We start from the raw sequence: 16,710 nt of genomic DNA, 5'->3' as shown, positions 1-16,710 counted from the left end.
GTCGTGATCGGTTACTTCGTCTTTAGCACGCTCTTACTCGCGGCGTCCACCGTCGCCATGATCGCCCGACTGCGTTCTCGCCAAGGATTATCAGAATAACATTCGCCGTAGCCGTGTGGTGCTACAAGTTAAATGCACCAATGCGTTCAGGTTGAAAGGTGATCTTCTCAACCCGTTTCCGATTTTGGTGGCCCAAAACATGGCATGTCACACTTTCGCCTACACGACATCCGAAGATCATTGTCCCAAGAGGCGAAAGAATCGACAACTTCCCCTCCGCGATACAAGCTTCTTCAGGATAAACGAGCGTGTAGGTGTCGACCTCGTTCAGATCCAAGTCCAGTAGCCGGATGGTCGAGTTCATCGTGATCACATCCGGCATCATGTCTTGCGACTCGACCACTGTGGCACGTTCAAGCCGCTGCTTGAATTCGCTTAAATGAGTGCGTTCGCCTCCAATCGCGATCACAAACTCGCTATCAAGCAGCGTTTTTAGACGAAGCGCATCGGGACGTGTTACAGCAAGCGTGGCAGAGTTCATCATGATTCGTTCGAGTGACATAGCGTGCAATTCTACCTGTGATCACGGTGGTAAAATTGTTGGGTAATTTGAGCGACCTTTTGGTCCACTCGTTACCGTCACTGCCAATGCAAGCGATGTGCCGCATCACGATTTTCACTGACGATCGCGGTGTTATGGCGGCGCAGCCTCACCGTCCACGAACTCCAGGGCTAAAATGAGCCGCCACGGCGAAGATTCATTGTCATCATTTAACCTGACTACAATGTCGCGGAACGGCGTCAATGGCACCCCGCGTTGACAGTTGCCCCGGGGTGATTGCCGTTTGTGAAGTTACGGGCGGTCGTTCGTTTTGGTCGCTCGTCGGTCCGTCACGAACGACTGCGCCGCTGACTTGTTCGATGGAAATTAAAACGCTCTGTCCCAAGCAGGCCGTCGTGTTATCATTACTTGGATTGTGGTGATGGTTGTTCCTTGTCATTGCCAGTTTTCTAAATCAATCTTGCCGGCGTTGGCTGGCAAGATGGTCTCTGCAAATCGAAGCTGCATCGACTCGCCTTTCCGTATGGGCTGTGGTCCCTATGAATCGATTCATCCATATCCGTTCGAACAAATTCCCGATTCTGCCGGGCGAACAGCATGAACTCGTTAACGATGGGATTTATGGCAAAGCGTTAGCGGAATATTTGCAACTCAAATTGGCTGATCGCGATTACGTCACTCCATTTGTGTGCTGCGAAGATTGGGGTTGGTGGGTCGAAATCAAATCGGCTCCAAATCAAGCAGTCCCTTTCAAATTCGGCGTCTGTATCTATTCGGCGATCCCTACAGAAGACGAAGGCGAAGATCAAAGCCCAACCGACTTCGCGTGTACTGAAGGTACCAGCGGGCTGCGGAATTGGAGCTGGAAGAAGATGCGTTTCATCGACACCGCCCCGTGGACCCACCAACTACACGAAGAGTTACTCGAGATTTTCCAGGCCGACAAGGATGTCGAAATTATCGGAACATCGGAAGAGTTTCCGCTTTGATTTTTTGGTAACCTTCGCCCGTTTTGCCACGCCAATGGACCGACCACGGTGATTGGGAACGACGATATCCACGGCACCTTTTGCGGCCGGCGTCCTTATGATTTAGCCCGCCGTTCCTGGCTACGACCGAGTCGCCATGCAATCAACAGCCATACCGTGGTCAGCGGAACGGCATACCAATTCATCGCTGTTAAACTTGCCCCAAATTTTTGCAGTGCTCCGAACAATTGACTCGACAGTGCATCACCGCCGCGGAGCACCACGGTATCGATAAAGCTCTTTGACTTGTACTTTTGCTCGCGACTGACCACGGTGAACAAAACTTCGCGTGATGGCACGGTGATGCCATAAGCTCCGGCACGAGTGCAGACCATGATCACCATCAACACCCCCAGTGTCGGCGCGCTAGCCAGTGCGGCGAAACCGAACATGTAGATCAATGGCAACACCGACAGCGCCACGCTGATGCCGAGTCGACGAAGTATCGCCCCGGCGACGGTGGTTTGCAACAATAACGTCAACAGCTGAGTCCCCAAGTCGATCTTGGCAAAGAACGCGGTCCGTGCCTCACGTAATTCAATCGCATGATTCACGATATCGGCCTGCTGCAAATACAACTGGGTTGCAAACGCTTGGATCAAAAACAGAAATAAACAGATCGATGCCAGATAGCTTGAACTGAAAACCTGCGTGATTCCGGTCCACAGCCCACCACCGGTCGATTTTTCCGATAACGATCGAGCCGCCACCGATGTGTCCACGTCATCGGGGTCAAGCAAGTGATGCGAGTTCAGCTCTAATCGCCAAGCACACGCCAATCCCAACTCGAGCAGTGCTGCAGGGATCAGCAATAGCGAGTCGGTCGAAAGCCGGGTTGCCAAGATCGACGTTAAAAACGATCCCGTGATCGCGCCCAATGTACCTCCGGCCGCAATCAGTCCAAACAATCGTTTCGCTTGATTGCTTCTAAATAGATCGGCCAGCACACTCCAAAACACGCTCGTCGCAAACAAGGCAAAAATATTGATCCAGATAAAGATGACACGAGCTGTCCAAACATGAACCAGTTCAGATTCGACCTGCAACAAGCTCCAAAACAGCAACAAACAGCCTGCGAAAAAATGATACACCACTCGCACCAGCCAACGACGCGGCAAGCGAGCGACCACAGCGGAGTAGATCGGAACGGCGACCAGCATGGCCAGAAATGTGATCAGAAACAAATGGGGCAGCTTTTCAGTTCCCCCTTCGATTCCCATCGTCTCGCGTATCGGACGAATCGTGAAATAGCTAAGCAAGATAAAATAGAACCAAGCAAATGCCCACACGACGCACTTGATTTCGCGAGCTTCCACACGCGTCCACCAGCGTCCGATCAAACCGGCGTTCTCACCGGTGGTGTTAGGAGGACGGTTCACAGATCGATCGGGTCCGAGGCGAATAATGTCGCCGGACGTCTCCGACGTCCGCAGTTTCAACAGAGCTAATTTTGGACGTCGGAGACATCGGGCGACGCCACGTCGGTGGCTGGTGGCTCGAGCGATTTGATCAACCAACTCACTCGGGCATCCTGTTGAGTTTGAATTAGATAGTCCAACAGTGCATTAGCAGCATCTCGTCGCACCTGTGCGACATCACGCAGTTCGCTGAAGGTGATCGGCTTTTCCTCAAACTGGTGCACCAGCACGACATGCAGTCCCAAGGGACTCTGTACCGGATCGCTGATTTCTCCCGCTTTCGTTGCTCGCACCGCTTGCATGACCTTTGTTGGCAAGTCGCCATCCTTTTCAACCCACCCCATCATCCCACCGTCGCTCGCCGAAACCGAGTCGCTGTGATCACGGGCGGCTGCGGCAAAGGCTTGTTCAATGTCGCCGGAATTACGAATGTTGCGAACCAAGTCGTCGAGGCTGTCGCGGACGCTTTGAACCGCGTCCTGATCGGATGGATCGACTGAAACGAATATCTGAGACACCTCCCAACGACCGCCGCCATAGTTTGTTTTGCGATTTTCAAAAAAGCGTTCCAGATTGGCCTGGGTCAATCGACTTTTCAGATATTGGCTCCATGAAATCTTGAAATCCAGATCATCACGCACTGCCTTTTCGGTGGAAAGTCGCTCCTTGGCATAACGAGCAAGGTCGCTGCCGCGTCGCTTCAATTCGCTCTCCAACGCTTCCAGCTGTCGATCGACGATTGCCGCAAGTGACTCGCCACCTTGTTCATGGAGCGCACGAAGCGCCAAATGGCGACGGACCAACAACGCTGCGGCCGCTTGCTTGACACGCAGGTCCAGCTGATTGACTTGGTCCACGCCAAACCGCTCGACGAGAACCAAATTCAACTCACCAAGAAAAATGGGTTCTCCATTGATCGCGGCAAATGGATCTTCGGGCTTCCATTGATCTTCGCCAACGGTGGTCGAGGTCACCGCGATGAGTGCGAGGAAAAACACCCAAGCAATTTTGGAAAAACGAATCATGGCAGCATGATGTCCTGCAAAACAAACGAGACTTCGTTGGAAACCACCGCGGTCGGCGATTCGTAAATCAGCTTCGATTCGCCTACTGAATCGCCGAGATCAAAAAGATAGCCAATCCCCACTCCATTCGCGGTTTGTCGATAGACTTCGTAACCTAAATGATCCGCCCGTGAACCGTCGGCGCGTTTGACAAAAGCACTGTTTTCGAAAATCCACTGCCGATGACTTTCCAGCGAACGTCCGGCATCATCCAGTGTGACACCGATTCGGACTTCATGAATGGGTCCGTTCTTTCGCACTTGCTCGAGCGTCACTTGCATGGCATCGAGCTTGACGTCCTTACCGGGTTCGGACAAAGGCAATTCGAACGTTTGACGTTTACCAGGCAAGATTGCTTTGATGACGCCCGAGATGGATTCGATTTTTTGTGGCTGGCCCGCAGGCAACTGCATCGGCAAATAGAATTCGCTGAAGGCAATTTCACTATTGGTGGCAATGTCGATGGTCTCGCCGGTCTCTTGAGGCTTTAGCTTCGCGCCGTCATCGAGTTCGCCTCGCAGTTGAGCGATCGGAATGGTCAACCCGATCGGCGTGGTTCTGGGTTCCCAGCTAATTTCCATACTGATGTTCAGCGCACTGAGTTTCGGACGATTCAGCACACGGCGTGAATTTACCGACGTCGGTTCGATCCGATAAACGCCGGTGTAGGCAGCTGAATCGACGCGTGATGGCCGGTCAGGCTCGCGGCGGACGATTTGCAGCGTCTCGCGGTCGCCGCCGTAAAAGTTGATGTCGAGATTGGCTTGATCGAGCACCAAATCGACAGCATGCCAAAACGGTAGCGGCGTTGCCACCGATTGGATCGGCGTCGACTCGTCCCCGTCAAATTCAAATTCAATTCCGCTGTCGCGGCTAATCGCCTCAAACGCTTCGCCGACAGTTTCAGCGTCCCCCAAGCGGATGGAAATACCCAGCGATTCGACCTCGTTTTGGGTGCGTAGCGAAAACAACGCTTTGCGAACACGCGTCAGCCGCTCGGATGCTTCGATCGACATCCCTGTCTTGTTTTCGGGCAGATACTGCAGCACGTCCGGCCCGGCCTGGATCAACGCGTTCTCAGCGGCTTGACGCTTCGCCAAACTCGAGGCATCAAGTTCGTCGACCCACTCGAGCACATCGGACTTCAGATCATCCGCCGTTTCTTGGCACTGCCCCCCTAATGAGACCGAAAAGGCCAGCACCACCCCCAGACCGCCACGCCGAAGAACCCTTACGATTGTTTTGATCATCATTTTCGTTACCGTTGAATTAACGAAGCTTCTGCATCCCCCAACACGATTGTGGGCAACGCCTCGATTCTAACCTACCTTTGCACTGCTCGCTCACCCTCAGTGCACCGACAGGATTGAATTGATGGCTTCCTCGCCAACCCGCGTACTAACCTTTGCGTTACTCTCGCTGCTATCGGCATTCGGCTGTGGTGCGGCAACCGGTCAAGTCAGCGGATTGATTGAATTTTCGGAGGCAGGACGTCTTCAGCGAGGCATTCCACTGGTTTCGCTTGCGCGAGAGATCGTCGTCATGGGCCGCGATGGATGGCTGCATTCGATCGACCCGCTACAACCCGAAACGAAATTCAAATCGCTCGAAGGCCAATACGAACCGCTCTCGGCACCCGAGCTTCGCAATCAATTGCGAGCCGAATTTGGTAAGGACTTTGAGGTCGTCGCAACCCAAAACTTTCTGGTCGTCCAGCCGCTAGGACGTGGCGACCGCTGGGCAAAACTCTTCGAGCAATCGCACCGCGGCTTTGTCTCCTACATGAGCAAACGAGGAGTTCATGTTCGCCAAGGTCGATTCCCCATGGTCGCCATCGTGTTTCCTGATCGCGGTGCGATGTATGACGAATTCAAAAAACAAAAAATCGATGTTTCCCGCGTTGCCGGCATCTATTCCAACAATAGTAATCGGGTGATGACGCATGACGGCGGACATCTTGCTTCGATCATCGCGACCGTGCGTCACGAAGCAGCGCATCAATCGGCATTCAACACCGGCGTCCACAGTCGTTTGAATGACACCCCAAAATGGATTACCGAAGGGATTGGACAACTGTTCGAACCCGCGGCGGTGACTACATCGACCACGGCATCGCTACGACGCCAACGGGCCAACGAAGACAGTTTGCGTGTCTTGAAGAAATCCTATCCAGGAAAAACAATCCCGAGTTTGTCCAAGCCGTCGTGAACTTAGTCAGCGGTGACGAAATGTTTACCAACGAAGATCAAGTGGTGGAAGCCTACTCGGTCGCATGGGCGATGATGTTCTATCTGGCCGAACGACAGCAGCGTGAATTCGCTGCAATCCTTAAGCACACCGCAATGCGTCGCCCCTTTGTCGTCTACGAACGAGACGAACGACGCGCAGATTTCCAAGAGGTGATCGGAATGGATCCGTACGAATTCAGCAAACGCGTCAGTTGGTTTTTGGATTCGCTGTAGGTCGAACTCGGTAGTGCCATCGACTTTGGTAGCGGTACGACGCGAGCCCAATGCCATCTACTTTGGCAACCATTGGGGGATGCTCAAGTAGTGGGATTCGCCAGAATTCCCATCTTTGTTGTTGAAACACCAGGAACTCTGGCGAGTCCCACTACCAAAGTAGATGGCATTGGGCGCGGCGCCCGTCTGGTTGCGGCGAGTAAAAACGTTCGGTTTAGACCGGGCGGCTTGCGCCGCACCGCTACAAACGCCACCCGTTTAGTGCCAATGTAGATGGCATCGTGCGATGGCAAACGGCATCTCGCCATCGAGATTCAACGTCGCAACCAGCCGCGACGATAAAACACCCACAACATCCCCGTTGCCATGCCGATCATCAGCATCAGCGCCATCGGATAGCCCCATTCCCAACGTGTTTCGGGCATGTTCCAGCGTGACCGACTGCTATCGAAGTTCATCCCGTAGACCCCCGCGACAAACGACATCGGAATGAAGATCGTTGAGATCAAGGTCAGCAATCGCATCACGTCATTGGTGCGTTGGCTAAGACTGGTGAAATAGAGATCTCGTAAATCGGTGACGACTTCGCGAAACGACTCGGTCACGTCCAACAGATGGCTGGCATGATCTAAGCAATCGCGAAGAAAGAGCCGCGTGTCCTCGCTAAACCGCCCCTCCGATTCTTGGATCAATCGCTGCAGCGTCTCGCGATGCCCGTAAGCCGTTTTTCGCAGGTAAGCGAGCTCGCGTTTTACATCGCGAATCTGCGTCTGCTCTTGCGGGCCAGGCGAATCGGTAACTTCATCTTCGAGTTTTTCCAGCATCTGACCGTACTGTTCCAATAGTGGAAAATACGCGTCAAGCAGCGCGTCGATCAAGCAATACATCAGATAGTCAGCCGGTTGGTCACGAACTCGTCCGAGTGATTGTCGAATCCGTTTTCGCACTGGTTCAAACGAATCGCCTGGTCGTTCTTGGAACGAGATCAACGTATTGCCGCTGAGCACCAGCGAGACCTGCTCTAAGTGAAGTGGAATCTGCTGGTCCGTCATCCTCAGAATGACCACAACGCGGCCTTTGATCGTATCGACCTTGGGTCGCTGGTGCGTGTGAATGATGTCTTCAAGCAGCAGCGGGTGAATCTCAAAACACTCGCCGATCGCTTCGATCGTTTTGTGATCCGCCAGCCCGACGACGTTGATCCACTGGGTACCTGTGGTGACGTCCGACAGCGAAGACGTCTCTACAGAATCATCTACTTGCAACGTGGTTTGATCGAAAACGATTCGTTCCACGTGGGTGGGAACCGCATTCTTGCTCGATCGCAGCTTTCCGGGAACCGAACCAACTCGCGTACGACGCTGAAACGGATGATAGAACCGTTTGCGAAAATTAATTCGCCGCGGAATAGGTTGTTCAGCTTCATCCACAGAAAATGCCTTCGACGTGCCGCACGATTTTCATCCATCGTATCGGTTTCACCGACACGATGCGAACTAACGTCGTTTTTTGACCAGCTGACTGATCGTCTTGAACTGAGGGTGCAGCGAAGTCCCCACCCATTCAAATAGCACCGATTCCACTGTGGTGATCGTTGCTCCGGCCATCTGCATCCGCTCGATCGCGATTTCATGATCGCGACCGTGACGTGCGGCAACCGCCTCGGCAACCACAAACGGGCGGAACCCTTCGGCGATCAGATCCAATACTGTTTGCAAAACACACACGTGCGTTTCGATCCCTGTGATCACAATCTGATCGCGGGATTGGTTGGCCCACGTCTCAAGTGCGTCACGGCAAACCGTGGCACTAAAGGCTCGCTTGGCTTCGGGCGACGCAAAGACATCGCCCAGCGGATGAACCAATCCGCCTAGCCGCTCGGGATACTGAACCGTGGCGGCGTGCGGCACGTCCAAACATTTCGCCGCTTCGATCAATCGCATCGTTTGCTCGACCACAGCGTCCCCCGAAGGGACGACGGGTACCAGCTTTTCCTGCAGATCAATAACCCACAGTGCACTGCGTTCCGCAGTCAATCGTAGCGGCGAGTGGACGTGCGGCATCGTTAGGAGTCGCTTTTGGGCTTCGCGGCTTTGCTAGGCTTGGACTCGCTTTTCGAAGCTTTTGAATCGCCTTTGCTCGAACTGCTTGTCGACGATTTATCCGCTTTGGCGGCTTTCTTGTATCCTTCGCTGCGGTAATCGGTTTGATAGAACCCGCTGCCCTTGAACACAATCGCTGCCCCCGCACCGAACAAACGCTTCAGTTTCTTCTTTTTGCACTCAGGACATTTCTTTTCAACGGGATCATTGATCCCTTGAAAGAGCTCCATGGTGTGGCCGCAGGCGTCGCACTCATAATCATAGGTTGGCATAAAATGTTGCCTTCAAAGATGGACCAGGTTAGGAACGTTCAACTGCAAGGGGCGAATCTCGTTTCCGCGATCTTAGTTCGCGGGCGTATCACTCGCAGGTCCCGTGCTGACAATGACTTGGCTGGGGCGAATCACTCGATCGTGCATCTGGAATCCAGTGACGGCAACATGAGCCACGGTCCCTGCGGCGTGTTCGTCGCTGGGGATTTGCGAGATGGCTTCGTGGTAGTTCGGATCGAACAATTCACCTGCGGCGGGGATTTCACGAATTTGATATTTCGCGAGCGTGTCGTCGAGCTGTTTTGCGACCATCGCAACCCCTTCGCGGAGCCCATCGGATTCGCTAGTCGATCCTGCGGCTTCGATCGCTCGATGCAAGTTGTCGCGAACTTGCAGCAAATCGTTCACCAGCGGGACCGCTGCATAGCGCAATTGGTCCTCGAAATCACGACGCATCCGTTTGCGAAAATTCTCGGCTTCGGCTTGAGCCTGCAAGACGCGTTTTTCAGCGGATTCAGACGAAGCTCGCAATCGCTCCATTTCTTCATCGCGACTTTCAATGCCAGCGTCATCGTCTTGCATGCCTTCGTCCTGCGACCCTTCGTCTTCGTGCACGGCATCCATTGCGTCAATCTCTTCCTGGGATTTGTTTTCTTCTTGGTTCATATTTCGATTCAAGTTTCTTGAGGTTGTGCATCGGGGTCAAAAAACGTTCGGAGCTTTTCCAGAAACGATTTGCGATGAGGCAATACCGTTTCATGTTCAAGTTCCGCTAATTCGCGAAGCAGTTTTTCTTGCTCGCCGGAGAGTTTTTTCGGTACTTCGATCATCACTTGGATCAACAGGTCGCCAGCACGTCCGCCGCGCGGATCCAAGATTCCTTTGCCGCGAAGCGTAAAGACGTCGCCGTTCTGGGTGCCTGCATCGACACGAAGCGACTCGGGACCATCCAGAGTAGGAACTTCAATCTCGGCTCCCAACGCGGCTTGCGTATACGAGATCGGCAGCTGCAGTATCAAGTGAACGCCGTCGCGTTTGAACAACGCGTGCGGCAACACGGAAATGAAACAATAGCAGTCCCCGGGAGGTCCACCATCAGGACTGGCTTCGCCTTCGCCTTGCAAGCGAACTCGCATCCCGTCATCAACTCCCGCAGGAATTTCAACGGTCAATTCCGCTTTTTCGTTTTGCAGCCCAGCGCCCCGGCAATCGGCACAAGGTTGGCTGATCTGCTGGCCCGTACCATGACAGTGTGGACATGCGGTCTGCACTCGCAAAATGCCCGCGGATTGAATCACTTGGCCGCGTCCACCACAGGTGGCACAGGCTTCGGGTTTGCTGCCCGGCGCGGCTCCGCTGCCCTCACAAGTTACGCAGCGTACACGTCGCCGAAACGAGATATCTTTTCTAACGCCGCGAGCGGCTTCTTCGAGTGTCAGTGTCACATTACAGCGAATATCGGCACCGCGACGCGATCGCCGCCGTCCGCCACCGCCGCCACGTGACCCAAACAAATCGCCAAACATCCCGCCGCCAAACAGATCGCCGAACGCTTCGAAGATGTCTTCGACGTCGTGCGATTGATGGGCCATACCGTCAACACCGGCGTGTCCATAGCGATCATACCGCTCACGTTTTGCCTGGTCGCTCAGAATTTCGTAGGCCTCGGATGCCTCTTTGAACATCTCGACAGCATTCTCGTCGTTTTTATTACTGTCGGGATGGTACTTGATCGCCAGCTTGCGATAAGCACGATCGAGTTCCTGTTTCGTCGCAGTGCGAGCCACCCCGAGGACGGCGTAATAATCGCGTTTTTCAGCCATAACAACGGCAACATTATCCAGAGCAAAAAATCAGACGAGCTAACACAGCGACTGCCGCTGTATTCGGGACCAGAATCCATCCGGCCCTGATATCAAATCAGGCCGTCCGCCCCATTGGCGACGACCCGATTCGATTCTTATCAATCATCGTGCATCGACAACCCGTGCGGCCACCTCTTTGACAAAAGGCGGGGTACCGCACATCACTATCGAATCACACTTAACTAGTCGTAATCCGAGGAGATCCTCCTCGCTTTACGACACGACGCCTTCGACTTGACGTTTGTCCTTATCTTCGGCTTCGAAATTGGTGACCAAGGCTTCGGTCGTCAACATCAAACCCGCGATGCTGCCGGCGTTTGCCAACGCAGTGCGAGCGACCTTCACAGGGTCGATCACACCAGCCTTGAGCATGTCACAGTACTCGCCGGTGTTGGCGTCGTAACCGATCGTGTCACCCTTTTGACGAACTTCGTCGACGACAACGCTGCCATCGATTCCACCATTGTCGGCAATTTGACGCATCGGAGCATCCAATGCATTTAAGACGATACCAACGCCGATCTTTTCGTCGCCACGGGCTTTCTTCTGAGCCGCTTCGACCGCTTCGTAGCAACGCACAAGTGCCACGCCACCACCGGGAAGAATGCCTTCTTCGACAGCCGCACGGGTCGCATGCAGTGCGTCTTCCAAGCGAGCCTTGGTTTGCTTCATTTCGGCTTCGGTTTCGGCGCCCACGCTGATCACAGCAACGCCACCAGCCAATTTCGCCAAACGCTCTTGGAATTTCTCCTTGTCGTACTCGCTATCGGTTTGTTCGATTTGAGCACGGATCTGAGAAACACGTTTGTCGATGTCTTCGCGGTTTCCGCTGCCTTCGACGATCGTCGTGTTGCTCTTGTCAACGGTGACCTTCTTGGCACGACCGAGTTGCTCGAGCGTGACATTTTCGAGCTGGATGCCCAAGTCTTCGCTGATCAATGTGCCGCCGGTCAGGGTTGCGATATCGCCCAGCATTGCCTTGCGACGGTCGCCAAAACCAGGAGCCTTGACGGCACACACGTTCAGCGTGCCACGCAACTTGTTGACGACCAACAACGTCAATGCTTCCGCATCGACATCTTCGGCGATGATCAACAAAGGTTGACCGGTTTGTGCCGCTTTTTCCAACAATGGAACAAGATCGCGGATGTTGCTGATCTTCTTCTCATACAGCAGGATCAAAGCGTTCTCGAGGCTCGCTTCCATCGTGCCTGGATCGTTGATGAAGTAAGGCGAGATGTAGCCCTTGTCGAACTGCATGCCGTCAACGTAATTCACTTCGGTCGCTCGGCTCTTGCCTTCTTCGACCGTGATCACGCCATCCTTACCGACTCGTTCCAAAGCGTCGGCCAACAAGTTGCCGATGACTTTGTCGTTGTTCGCACTGATCGCACCAACGTTCGCGATTTGCTCTTTGTTTTTGACGGGTTGGCCCATCTCGAGCAATTTGTCGGTAGCGGCTTGTACAGCGCGGTCGATCCCACGGCGAATGGCCGCTGGATTGCTGCCGGCGACGATGTTACGCAGACCTTCTTTGAAGATCGCTCGTGCCAACACGGTTGCGGTGGTAGTACCATCACCGGCCAGATCGCTGGTCTTTTGTGCGACCTCGATCACCAGTTTGGCACCCATGTTCTCGAAGCGATCTTCGAGTTCGATTTCTTTAGCGACGGTGACACCGTCTTTCGTTACGGTCGGTCCGCCGAAGGACTTTTCGATCATGACGTTGCGACCGGTGGGGCCCATCGTCACGGCGACCGCATTGGCCAACTTGTCGACGCCCGCCAACATGCGAGCTCGCGCGTGGTCGTCAAATAGCAGTTGTTTTGCCACGAGTGAATTCCTGTAATAAAATTGCTGTTGTTCGTTTTGTTGCAATCAGCGGCAGTGACGCACACACCGCTGAGACGTTTCGTCCATCGCAGCCGAGCCCACCTGCGTGAGCTTGCTGCGAAAAACCAAAAGTGCCGTTCACTACAGAACTTTTGCCAAGATGTCGCTTTCGCGAAGGATCTTCATTTCGCGGCCATCGACTTCGATGTTGCTTCCGCCGTACTTGCCGTAGATCACGACGTCGCCAACGGTGACGCTTAGCTCGCCACGGTTTCCGCTGTCCAACATCTTGCCTGGGCCAACGGCGACGACTGTGCCACGCTGTGGTTTTTCGCGAGCCGAATCGGGAAGCACGATACCGCCAGCGGTGGTTTCTTCGGCTTCAACGGGCTCAACAACAATGCGGTCATCCAACGGACGTAGGTTCATGTTTGCCATAGTATTTTCGCTTCTGTATTGAAAGTTGTGTTTAAAAGGTTTTGTTCAAACGGAGGACAGAACCCCAAAGGGTCTGAGTCGGAAAAAAGCGTGCCTCGCCTGCGGGATCGCAGCCGAAAGCCGAAGCGTCCGGTCGCGACCCCAATCTTGATGCGAGGCCGATGCATTACATCATGCCGCCCATTCCACCCATGCCGCCCATGCCACCCATGCCTGGCATGCCGCCGCCCATTCCGCCCATGCCACCCATTCCGTGGTCATGACCATGGTCGCCGCCCGCTGCTTCATCCTCTTCGACCGGGATTTCGGTGACCAACGATTCGGTGGTCAACAACAGCGATGCAACACTTGCCGCATTGGTTAGCGAGGTGCGAACCACTTTGGCAGGGTCGACGATTCCCGCGGCGACGAGATCACAATAGTTCTCGGCGTTCGCATCGTATCCGTCATGTTTGCCCTTCATCTGCAACACGCGATTGACCACCACGGCGCCATCAAGTCCGGCGTTGTTGGCGATCGCACGCAAAGGCTGATCCAGGATGTTGCGGATGATTCGCACACCCAACTTTTGATCGCCTTCGGTTTCCTTTTCCAATTTTTCCACAACGCTACGGCAGCGAAGCAGCGCGGTTCCACCACCGGGAACGATGCCTTCTTCGAGCGCGGCTTGAGTTGCCGCACGAGCGTCGTCCAGAAGTGCTTTGCGTTCTTTCATTTCAGTTTCGGTGGCAGCACCGACGCTGATCTGAGCCACACCACCGGCGAGCTTCGCCAAACGCTCTTGCAACTTCTCGCGATCGTAATCGCTGTCGGTGTTGCTGATTTCGCGGCGAATTTGCTCGACACGACCGTCGATATCCGCTTTCTTGCCAGCACCGCCGACCATGGTGGTCGCTTCGCTGGTGATGCGAATCTTCTTGGCACGGCCCAGGTCGCTCAGTTTGACGCTTTCCAGATCGATACCGAGGTCTTTGAAGATCGCCTTTCCGCCGGTCAACACAGCGATGTCGCCGAGGATCGCTTTGCGGCGATCGCCATAACCGGGTGCTTTCACAGCACAAACGGTCAAGATGCCACGCATCTTGTTGACAACCAAAGTGGCCAGAGCTTCGCCTTCGACGTCTTCGGCGATGATCAACAAAGGTTTCTTCGATTTGCTGACCGCTTCCAACAATGGAATCATCTTCTTGTTCGCACTGATCTTCTCTTCGAAGAGCAGGACGTAGCAGTCTTCGAGTTCCACCGAAACTTCGTCTTGGTTGGTGACGAAATGAGGCGACAGGAACCCGCGATCGAACTGCATCCCTTCGACAACGTCGACAGTGGTTTCGTTCGTACGGCCTTCCTCGACCGTGATCACACCGTTCTTGCCCACCTTGGTGAACGCGTCGGCAAGGACGTTACCGATCTCGGGGTCATTGTTGCCTGCGATCGTTGCGACTTGCTTGATGTCGCTCTTGCTCTTCTCGTCGATCGGCTTGGCCAATTTTCCAACTTGAGCCACAACCGCATCCACGCCTTTGGCGATACCGCGGGAAAGGGCCATTGGGTCGGCGCCCATAGCGACCATCTTCAAGCCTTCACGGAAGATGGCTTCCGCCAACACGGTTGCCGTGGTCGTACCGTCACCAGCGACGTCATTGGTCTTGCTAGCGGCTTCTTTGACGAGTTGAGCCCCAAGGTTCTCAAACGGATCGTCTAATTCGATGTCTTCAGCAACCGTCACACCGTCTTTGGTGACTTTAGGTGAGCCCCAGCCTTTGTCCAACACGGCATTGCGACCGCGAGGTCCCAAGGTGCTGCGGACGGCTCGCGCCAATTTGCTGACACCGGCCAACAATGGCCCGCGTGCATCGTCGTCGAAAACGATTTGCTTTGCCACGACGTTTTTCTCCTGTGGTTTCGTCTAATGAATGCTGCCGCTCAGGCTCACCCCCCATAGCGGGACATGAGAGCCAAACAACAACAAAGTAAGGGATGGGATCGAAAATGAGTTTCTGCCGCGAAGGAGAACGGTGGGGCGTTTCGCCACTGGGGATCAACGCCCCGCCCAATCCTTGCGGATGAACGTAAGTCTGCAACGGTGGCAGCAGCCAGCCGGTTGGCTCCTCTGGAGAGCAACCCGTGTGCCACGCCCAGAAAAACATCCGCAAGTCGTTTCACGAGAAGGACTTACGAATCCCCAAATTACATTTTCGATGAAGACGTGGCAGCGTTGTCGTGTCAGCTTGGCAGAGTCATGTTCAACAGGCCTGCGAACCGGTTTGGCGTTTCCTTGGAATGAGCTGCAGCCAGAGTTCAAGGTCGATCTTGCCAAGATGTCCTGGAGTGAAGTTGACGGCTCGCTCTACCTCGGTGAGGAAAGGGATCGGGGGCACGACACGACCCCCACGACTCGCCCGCTGCAGCGTCAATATCGCGGGTTCGCGTCACATGCTGCGGTGGACGCTAGGTGTCGGGAAAGCGATCGATGGGGGGCAATAAATTTGCCGTGACCGTTTCAATCGTTACCAGCTGACCGGAAACGTTTACCAATCAAAGGAAGTTGATTCAAGAATCGTTGACCCAACGCGGCTTCGGACGTCCACTTGCTCATGTAGTCTCGCGCAAACTTGGGTTTATGCGAGCGAACACGTTTCTCACGCACGGGTAATCTGGATGTCGAAACGACGACGCCTTGCCGCATTAATCACATTTGCTGCTGTTAGCTTTGCGACAGCGGATGCATCTGCTTGCTGCCTAACCGATTGGCTTTTCGGACGGCCGACAGCATACGCCGCAGGTTATACGCCGTATGCGGCTGCCTATCCTTACAGCGCGAACTACGCCCCCGTGCCAGTGGGCTACTCGGCAGGCTATGCGGCTGCGTCGCCTTATACCGCAGCCTACCCAAGCAGCGCCCTTTACAGTTCGGCGTACGGAGCGACTCCGCTCGTCCAACCGACGACGCCTCGCTATCAGATCAGCGGTGTTTACCAAGCTCAGCGGCCTGCTTATACGCTAAACAATCCGTCGGTTTACACCGGAGCTCCGGTCACGGGTCAAGCGACGGCGCAAACATCGTATAGTCTGCCAATGAGCGGAACCTCGGCGCCGATCGCATCAGCTTATCCTCCAACGTCGTCGATTCCAATTCCGGCGGGCGGCGTACCGCTTGCGCGATCGCTTCGTGGCAACGCTCCGACGTCATCGTTTTTCGGCGGAAACAATGCTTATCCGATGCAATCGACGCCTTCGTCATCGTATTCGGCAGCCTACGCGACTCCATCCACTGCGATCCCGGCGACGCAAGTCGCGCCACCGTTTGTCGTCCCCGAGCAACCTCGTGTGGGAGGGCTCGGACGTTTCTTTGGCGCTTTGTTCGGCACAAACTATCGCTCGTCGTACTACCGTGCTCCCGTCACCTACTATCGCCCGGTGACCTCGGTTGACCCGGTTTCGGGCACGACGGTCACAACCCAACAGGGATGTACGTCCTATTTGGATCAACTGCAACGATCCCCCTACAGCAGTTTGGGTGCAAACCAATCCAACGTTTATCAACCTACTCCGATCGGGCAACCTGTCCCGATCGGTCAACCCGTTCCTGTTGGGTCGCCGTCTGGGATAGGCAACACGTTCGGTGCATCGAGCGATACAGCGCCGATGACGCCGCCGAGCTTAAAC

13 protein-coding genes and 2 pseudogenes are annotated in these 16,710 nt (G+C 54.6%); 3 read left to right on the top strand and 12 right to left on the bottom strand.

Annotated elements, in window-relative coordinates; translation table 11 throughout:
• Positions 1 to 121: 121 nt before the first annotated feature.
• On the bottom strand, positions 122 to 544 hold the full coding sequence (locus RMSM_RS17450) for a GreA/GreB family elongation factor (protein ID WP_040767724.1): 423 nt from the start codon (positions 542 to 544) through the stop codon (positions 122 to 124).
• Between the two features lie 557 nt (positions 545 to 1,101).
• Between RMSM_RS17450 and RMSM_RS17440 the strand changes: the two genes are divergently transcribed.
• The gene (locus tag RMSM_RS17440; protein WP_008698968.1) at positions 1,102 to 1,551 is read left to right on the top strand and encodes a hypothetical protein; all 450 of its coding nucleotides are present in this window, start codon (positions 1,102 to 1,104) and stop codon (positions 1,549 to 1,551) included.
• Positions 1,552 to 1,646: 95 nt separating this feature from the next.
• Here RMSM_RS17440 and RMSM_RS17435 read toward each other — a convergent pair whose 3' ends face one another.
• From RMSM_RS17435 to RMSM_RS17425, 3 genes are all read right to left on the bottom strand, one after another.
• The gene (locus RMSM_RS17435) at positions 1,647 to 2,969 is read right to left on the bottom strand and encodes an NTP/NDP exchange transporter (protein WP_008698966.1); all 1,323 of its coding nucleotides are present in this window, start codon (positions 2,967 to 2,969) and stop codon (positions 1,647 to 1,649) included.
• 65 nt (positions 2,970 to 3,034) lie between these two features.
• Positions 3,035 to 4,033 (bottom strand): peptidylprolyl isomerase, encoded by a 999-nt coding sequence (locus tag RMSM_RS17430; RefSeq protein ID WP_008698963.1) that lies wholly within the window; start codon positions 4,031 to 4,033, stop codon positions 3,035 to 3,037.
• On the bottom strand, positions 4,030 to 5,325 hold the full coding sequence (locus tag RMSM_RS17425; RefSeq protein WP_144057740.1) for a hypothetical protein: 1,296 nt from the start codon (positions 5,323 to 5,325) through the stop codon (positions 4,030 to 4,032). The genes RMSM_RS17430 and RMSM_RS17425 overlap by 4 nt, the downstream gene beginning before the upstream one ends.
• A 121-nt stretch (positions 5,326 to 5,446) precedes the next feature.
• On the opposite strand from RMSM_RS17425, the pseudogene RMSM_RS42700 reads away from it, so the two are divergent.
• Positions 5,447 to 6,534, top strand: a pseudogene (locus RMSM_RS42700) (DUF1570 domain-containing protein).
• Between the two features lie 314 nt (positions 6,535 to 6,848).
• Here the strand turns inward: RMSM_RS42700 and corA are convergent.
• The 8 genes from corA to groL (RMSM_RS17380) all read right to left on the bottom strand — a co-directional run bounded on the left by corA (position 6,849) and on the right by groL (RMSM_RS17380) (position 14,926).
• The gene (corA, locus tag RMSM_RS17415; protein ID WP_008698958.1) at positions 6,849 to 7,964 is read right to left on the bottom strand and encodes a magnesium/cobalt transporter CorA; all 1,116 of its coding nucleotides are present in this window, start codon (positions 7,962 to 7,964) and stop codon (positions 6,849 to 6,851) included.
• 66 nt (positions 7,965 to 8,030) lie between these two features.
• The gene (locus RMSM_RS17410) at positions 8,031 to 8,597 is read right to left on the bottom strand and encodes an isochorismatase family protein (RefSeq protein WP_008698956.1); all 567 of its coding nucleotides are present in this window, start codon (positions 8,595 to 8,597) and stop codon (positions 8,031 to 8,033) included.
• Positions 8,598 to 8,599: 2 nt separating this feature from the next.
• Positions 8,600 to 8,908 (bottom strand): FmdB family zinc ribbon protein, encoded by a 309-nt coding sequence (locus RMSM_RS17405; protein ID WP_040767711.1) that lies wholly within the window; start codon positions 8,906 to 8,908, stop codon positions 8,600 to 8,602.
• A gap of 72 nt (positions 8,909 to 8,980) precedes the next feature.
• On the bottom strand, positions 8,981 to 9,574 hold the full coding sequence (gene grpE / locus RMSM_RS17400) for a nucleotide exchange factor GrpE (protein WP_008698952.1): 594 nt from the start codon (positions 9,572 to 9,574) through the stop codon (positions 8,981 to 8,983).
• Positions 9,575 to 9,582: 8 nt separating this feature from the next.
• Positions 9,583 to 10,731: a molecular chaperone DnaJ gene (dnaJ, locus tag RMSM_RS17395; RefSeq protein ID WP_008698950.1), complete on the bottom strand. Its 1,149-nt coding sequence runs from the start codon at positions 10,729 to 10,731 to the stop codon at positions 9,583 to 9,585.
• A 255-nt stretch (positions 10,732 to 10,986) separates the two neighbouring features.
• Positions 10,987 to 12,606, bottom strand: a complete 1,620-nt coding sequence (gene groL / locus RMSM_RS17390; protein WP_040767719.1) for a chaperonin GroEL — start codon at positions 12,604 to 12,606, stop codon at positions 10,987 to 10,989.
• A gap of 141 nt (positions 12,607 to 12,747) precedes the next feature.
• Complete coding sequence (gene groES, locus RMSM_RS17385) at positions 12,748 to 13,044, bottom strand: co-chaperone GroES (RefSeq protein ID WP_008698946.1); 297 nt, start codon at positions 13,042 to 13,044, stop codon at positions 12,748 to 12,750.
• A gap of 166 nt (positions 13,045 to 13,210) precedes the next feature.
• Entirely contained in the window at positions 13,211 to 14,926 is a 1,716-nt protein-coding gene (gene groL, locus RMSM_RS17380; RefSeq protein WP_008698943.1) for a chaperonin GroEL, read from the bottom strand.
• 776 nt (positions 14,927 to 15,702) lie between these two features.
• Between groL (RMSM_RS17380) and RMSM_RS17365 the strand changes: the two are divergent.
• A pseudogene (locus RMSM_RS17365) lies at positions 15,703 to 16,710 on the top strand (hypothetical protein); the annotation flags it as partial.

The sequence above is a fragment of the Rhodopirellula maiorica SM1 genome (assembly GCF_000346295.1).
Lineage (GTDB): Bacteria > Planctomycetota > Planctomycetia > Pirellulales > Pirellulaceae > Novipirellula > Novipirellula maiorica.
Note: the sequence above shows the minus strand (reverse complement) of the source record. Positions and strands in the feature narration are given on the sequence as shown.

Bases quoted from the DNA above. Each gene is read 5' to 3' on its own strand.
- RMSM_RS17450 (WP_040767724.1), bottom strand. From the start codon at position 544: ATGATGAACTCTGCCACGCTTGCTGTAACACGTCCCGATGCGCTTCGT.
- RMSM_RS17440 (WP_008698968.1), top strand. From the start codon at position 1,102: ATGAATCGATTCATCCATATCCGTTCGAACAAATTCCCGATTCTGCCG.
- RMSM_RS17430 (WP_008698963.1), bottom strand. From the start codon at position 4,033: ATGATTCGTTTTTCCAAAATTGCTTGGGTGTTTTTCCTCGCACTCATC.
- RMSM_RS17425 (WP_144057740.1), bottom strand. From the start codon at position 5,325: ATGATGATCAAAACAATCGTAAGGGTTCTTCGGCGTGGCGGTCTGGGG.
- RMSM_RS17410 (WP_008698956.1), bottom strand. From the start codon at position 8,597: ATGCCGCACGTCCACTCGCCGCTACGATTGACTGCGGAACGCAGTGCA.
- RMSM_RS17405 (WP_040767711.1), bottom strand. From the start codon at position 8,908: ATGCCAACCTATGATTATGAGTGCGACGCCTGCGGCCACACCATGGAG.
- grpE (WP_008698952.1), bottom strand. From the start codon at position 9,574: ATGAACCAAGAAGAAAACAAATCCCAGGAAGAGATTGACGCAATGGAT.
- dnaJ (WP_008698950.1), bottom strand. From the start codon at position 10,731: ATGGCTGAAAAACGCGATTATTACGCCGTCCTCGGGGTGGCTCGCACT.
- groES (WP_008698946.1), bottom strand. From the start codon at position 13,044: ATGGCAAACATGAACCTACGTCCGTTGGATGACCGCATTGTTGTTGAG.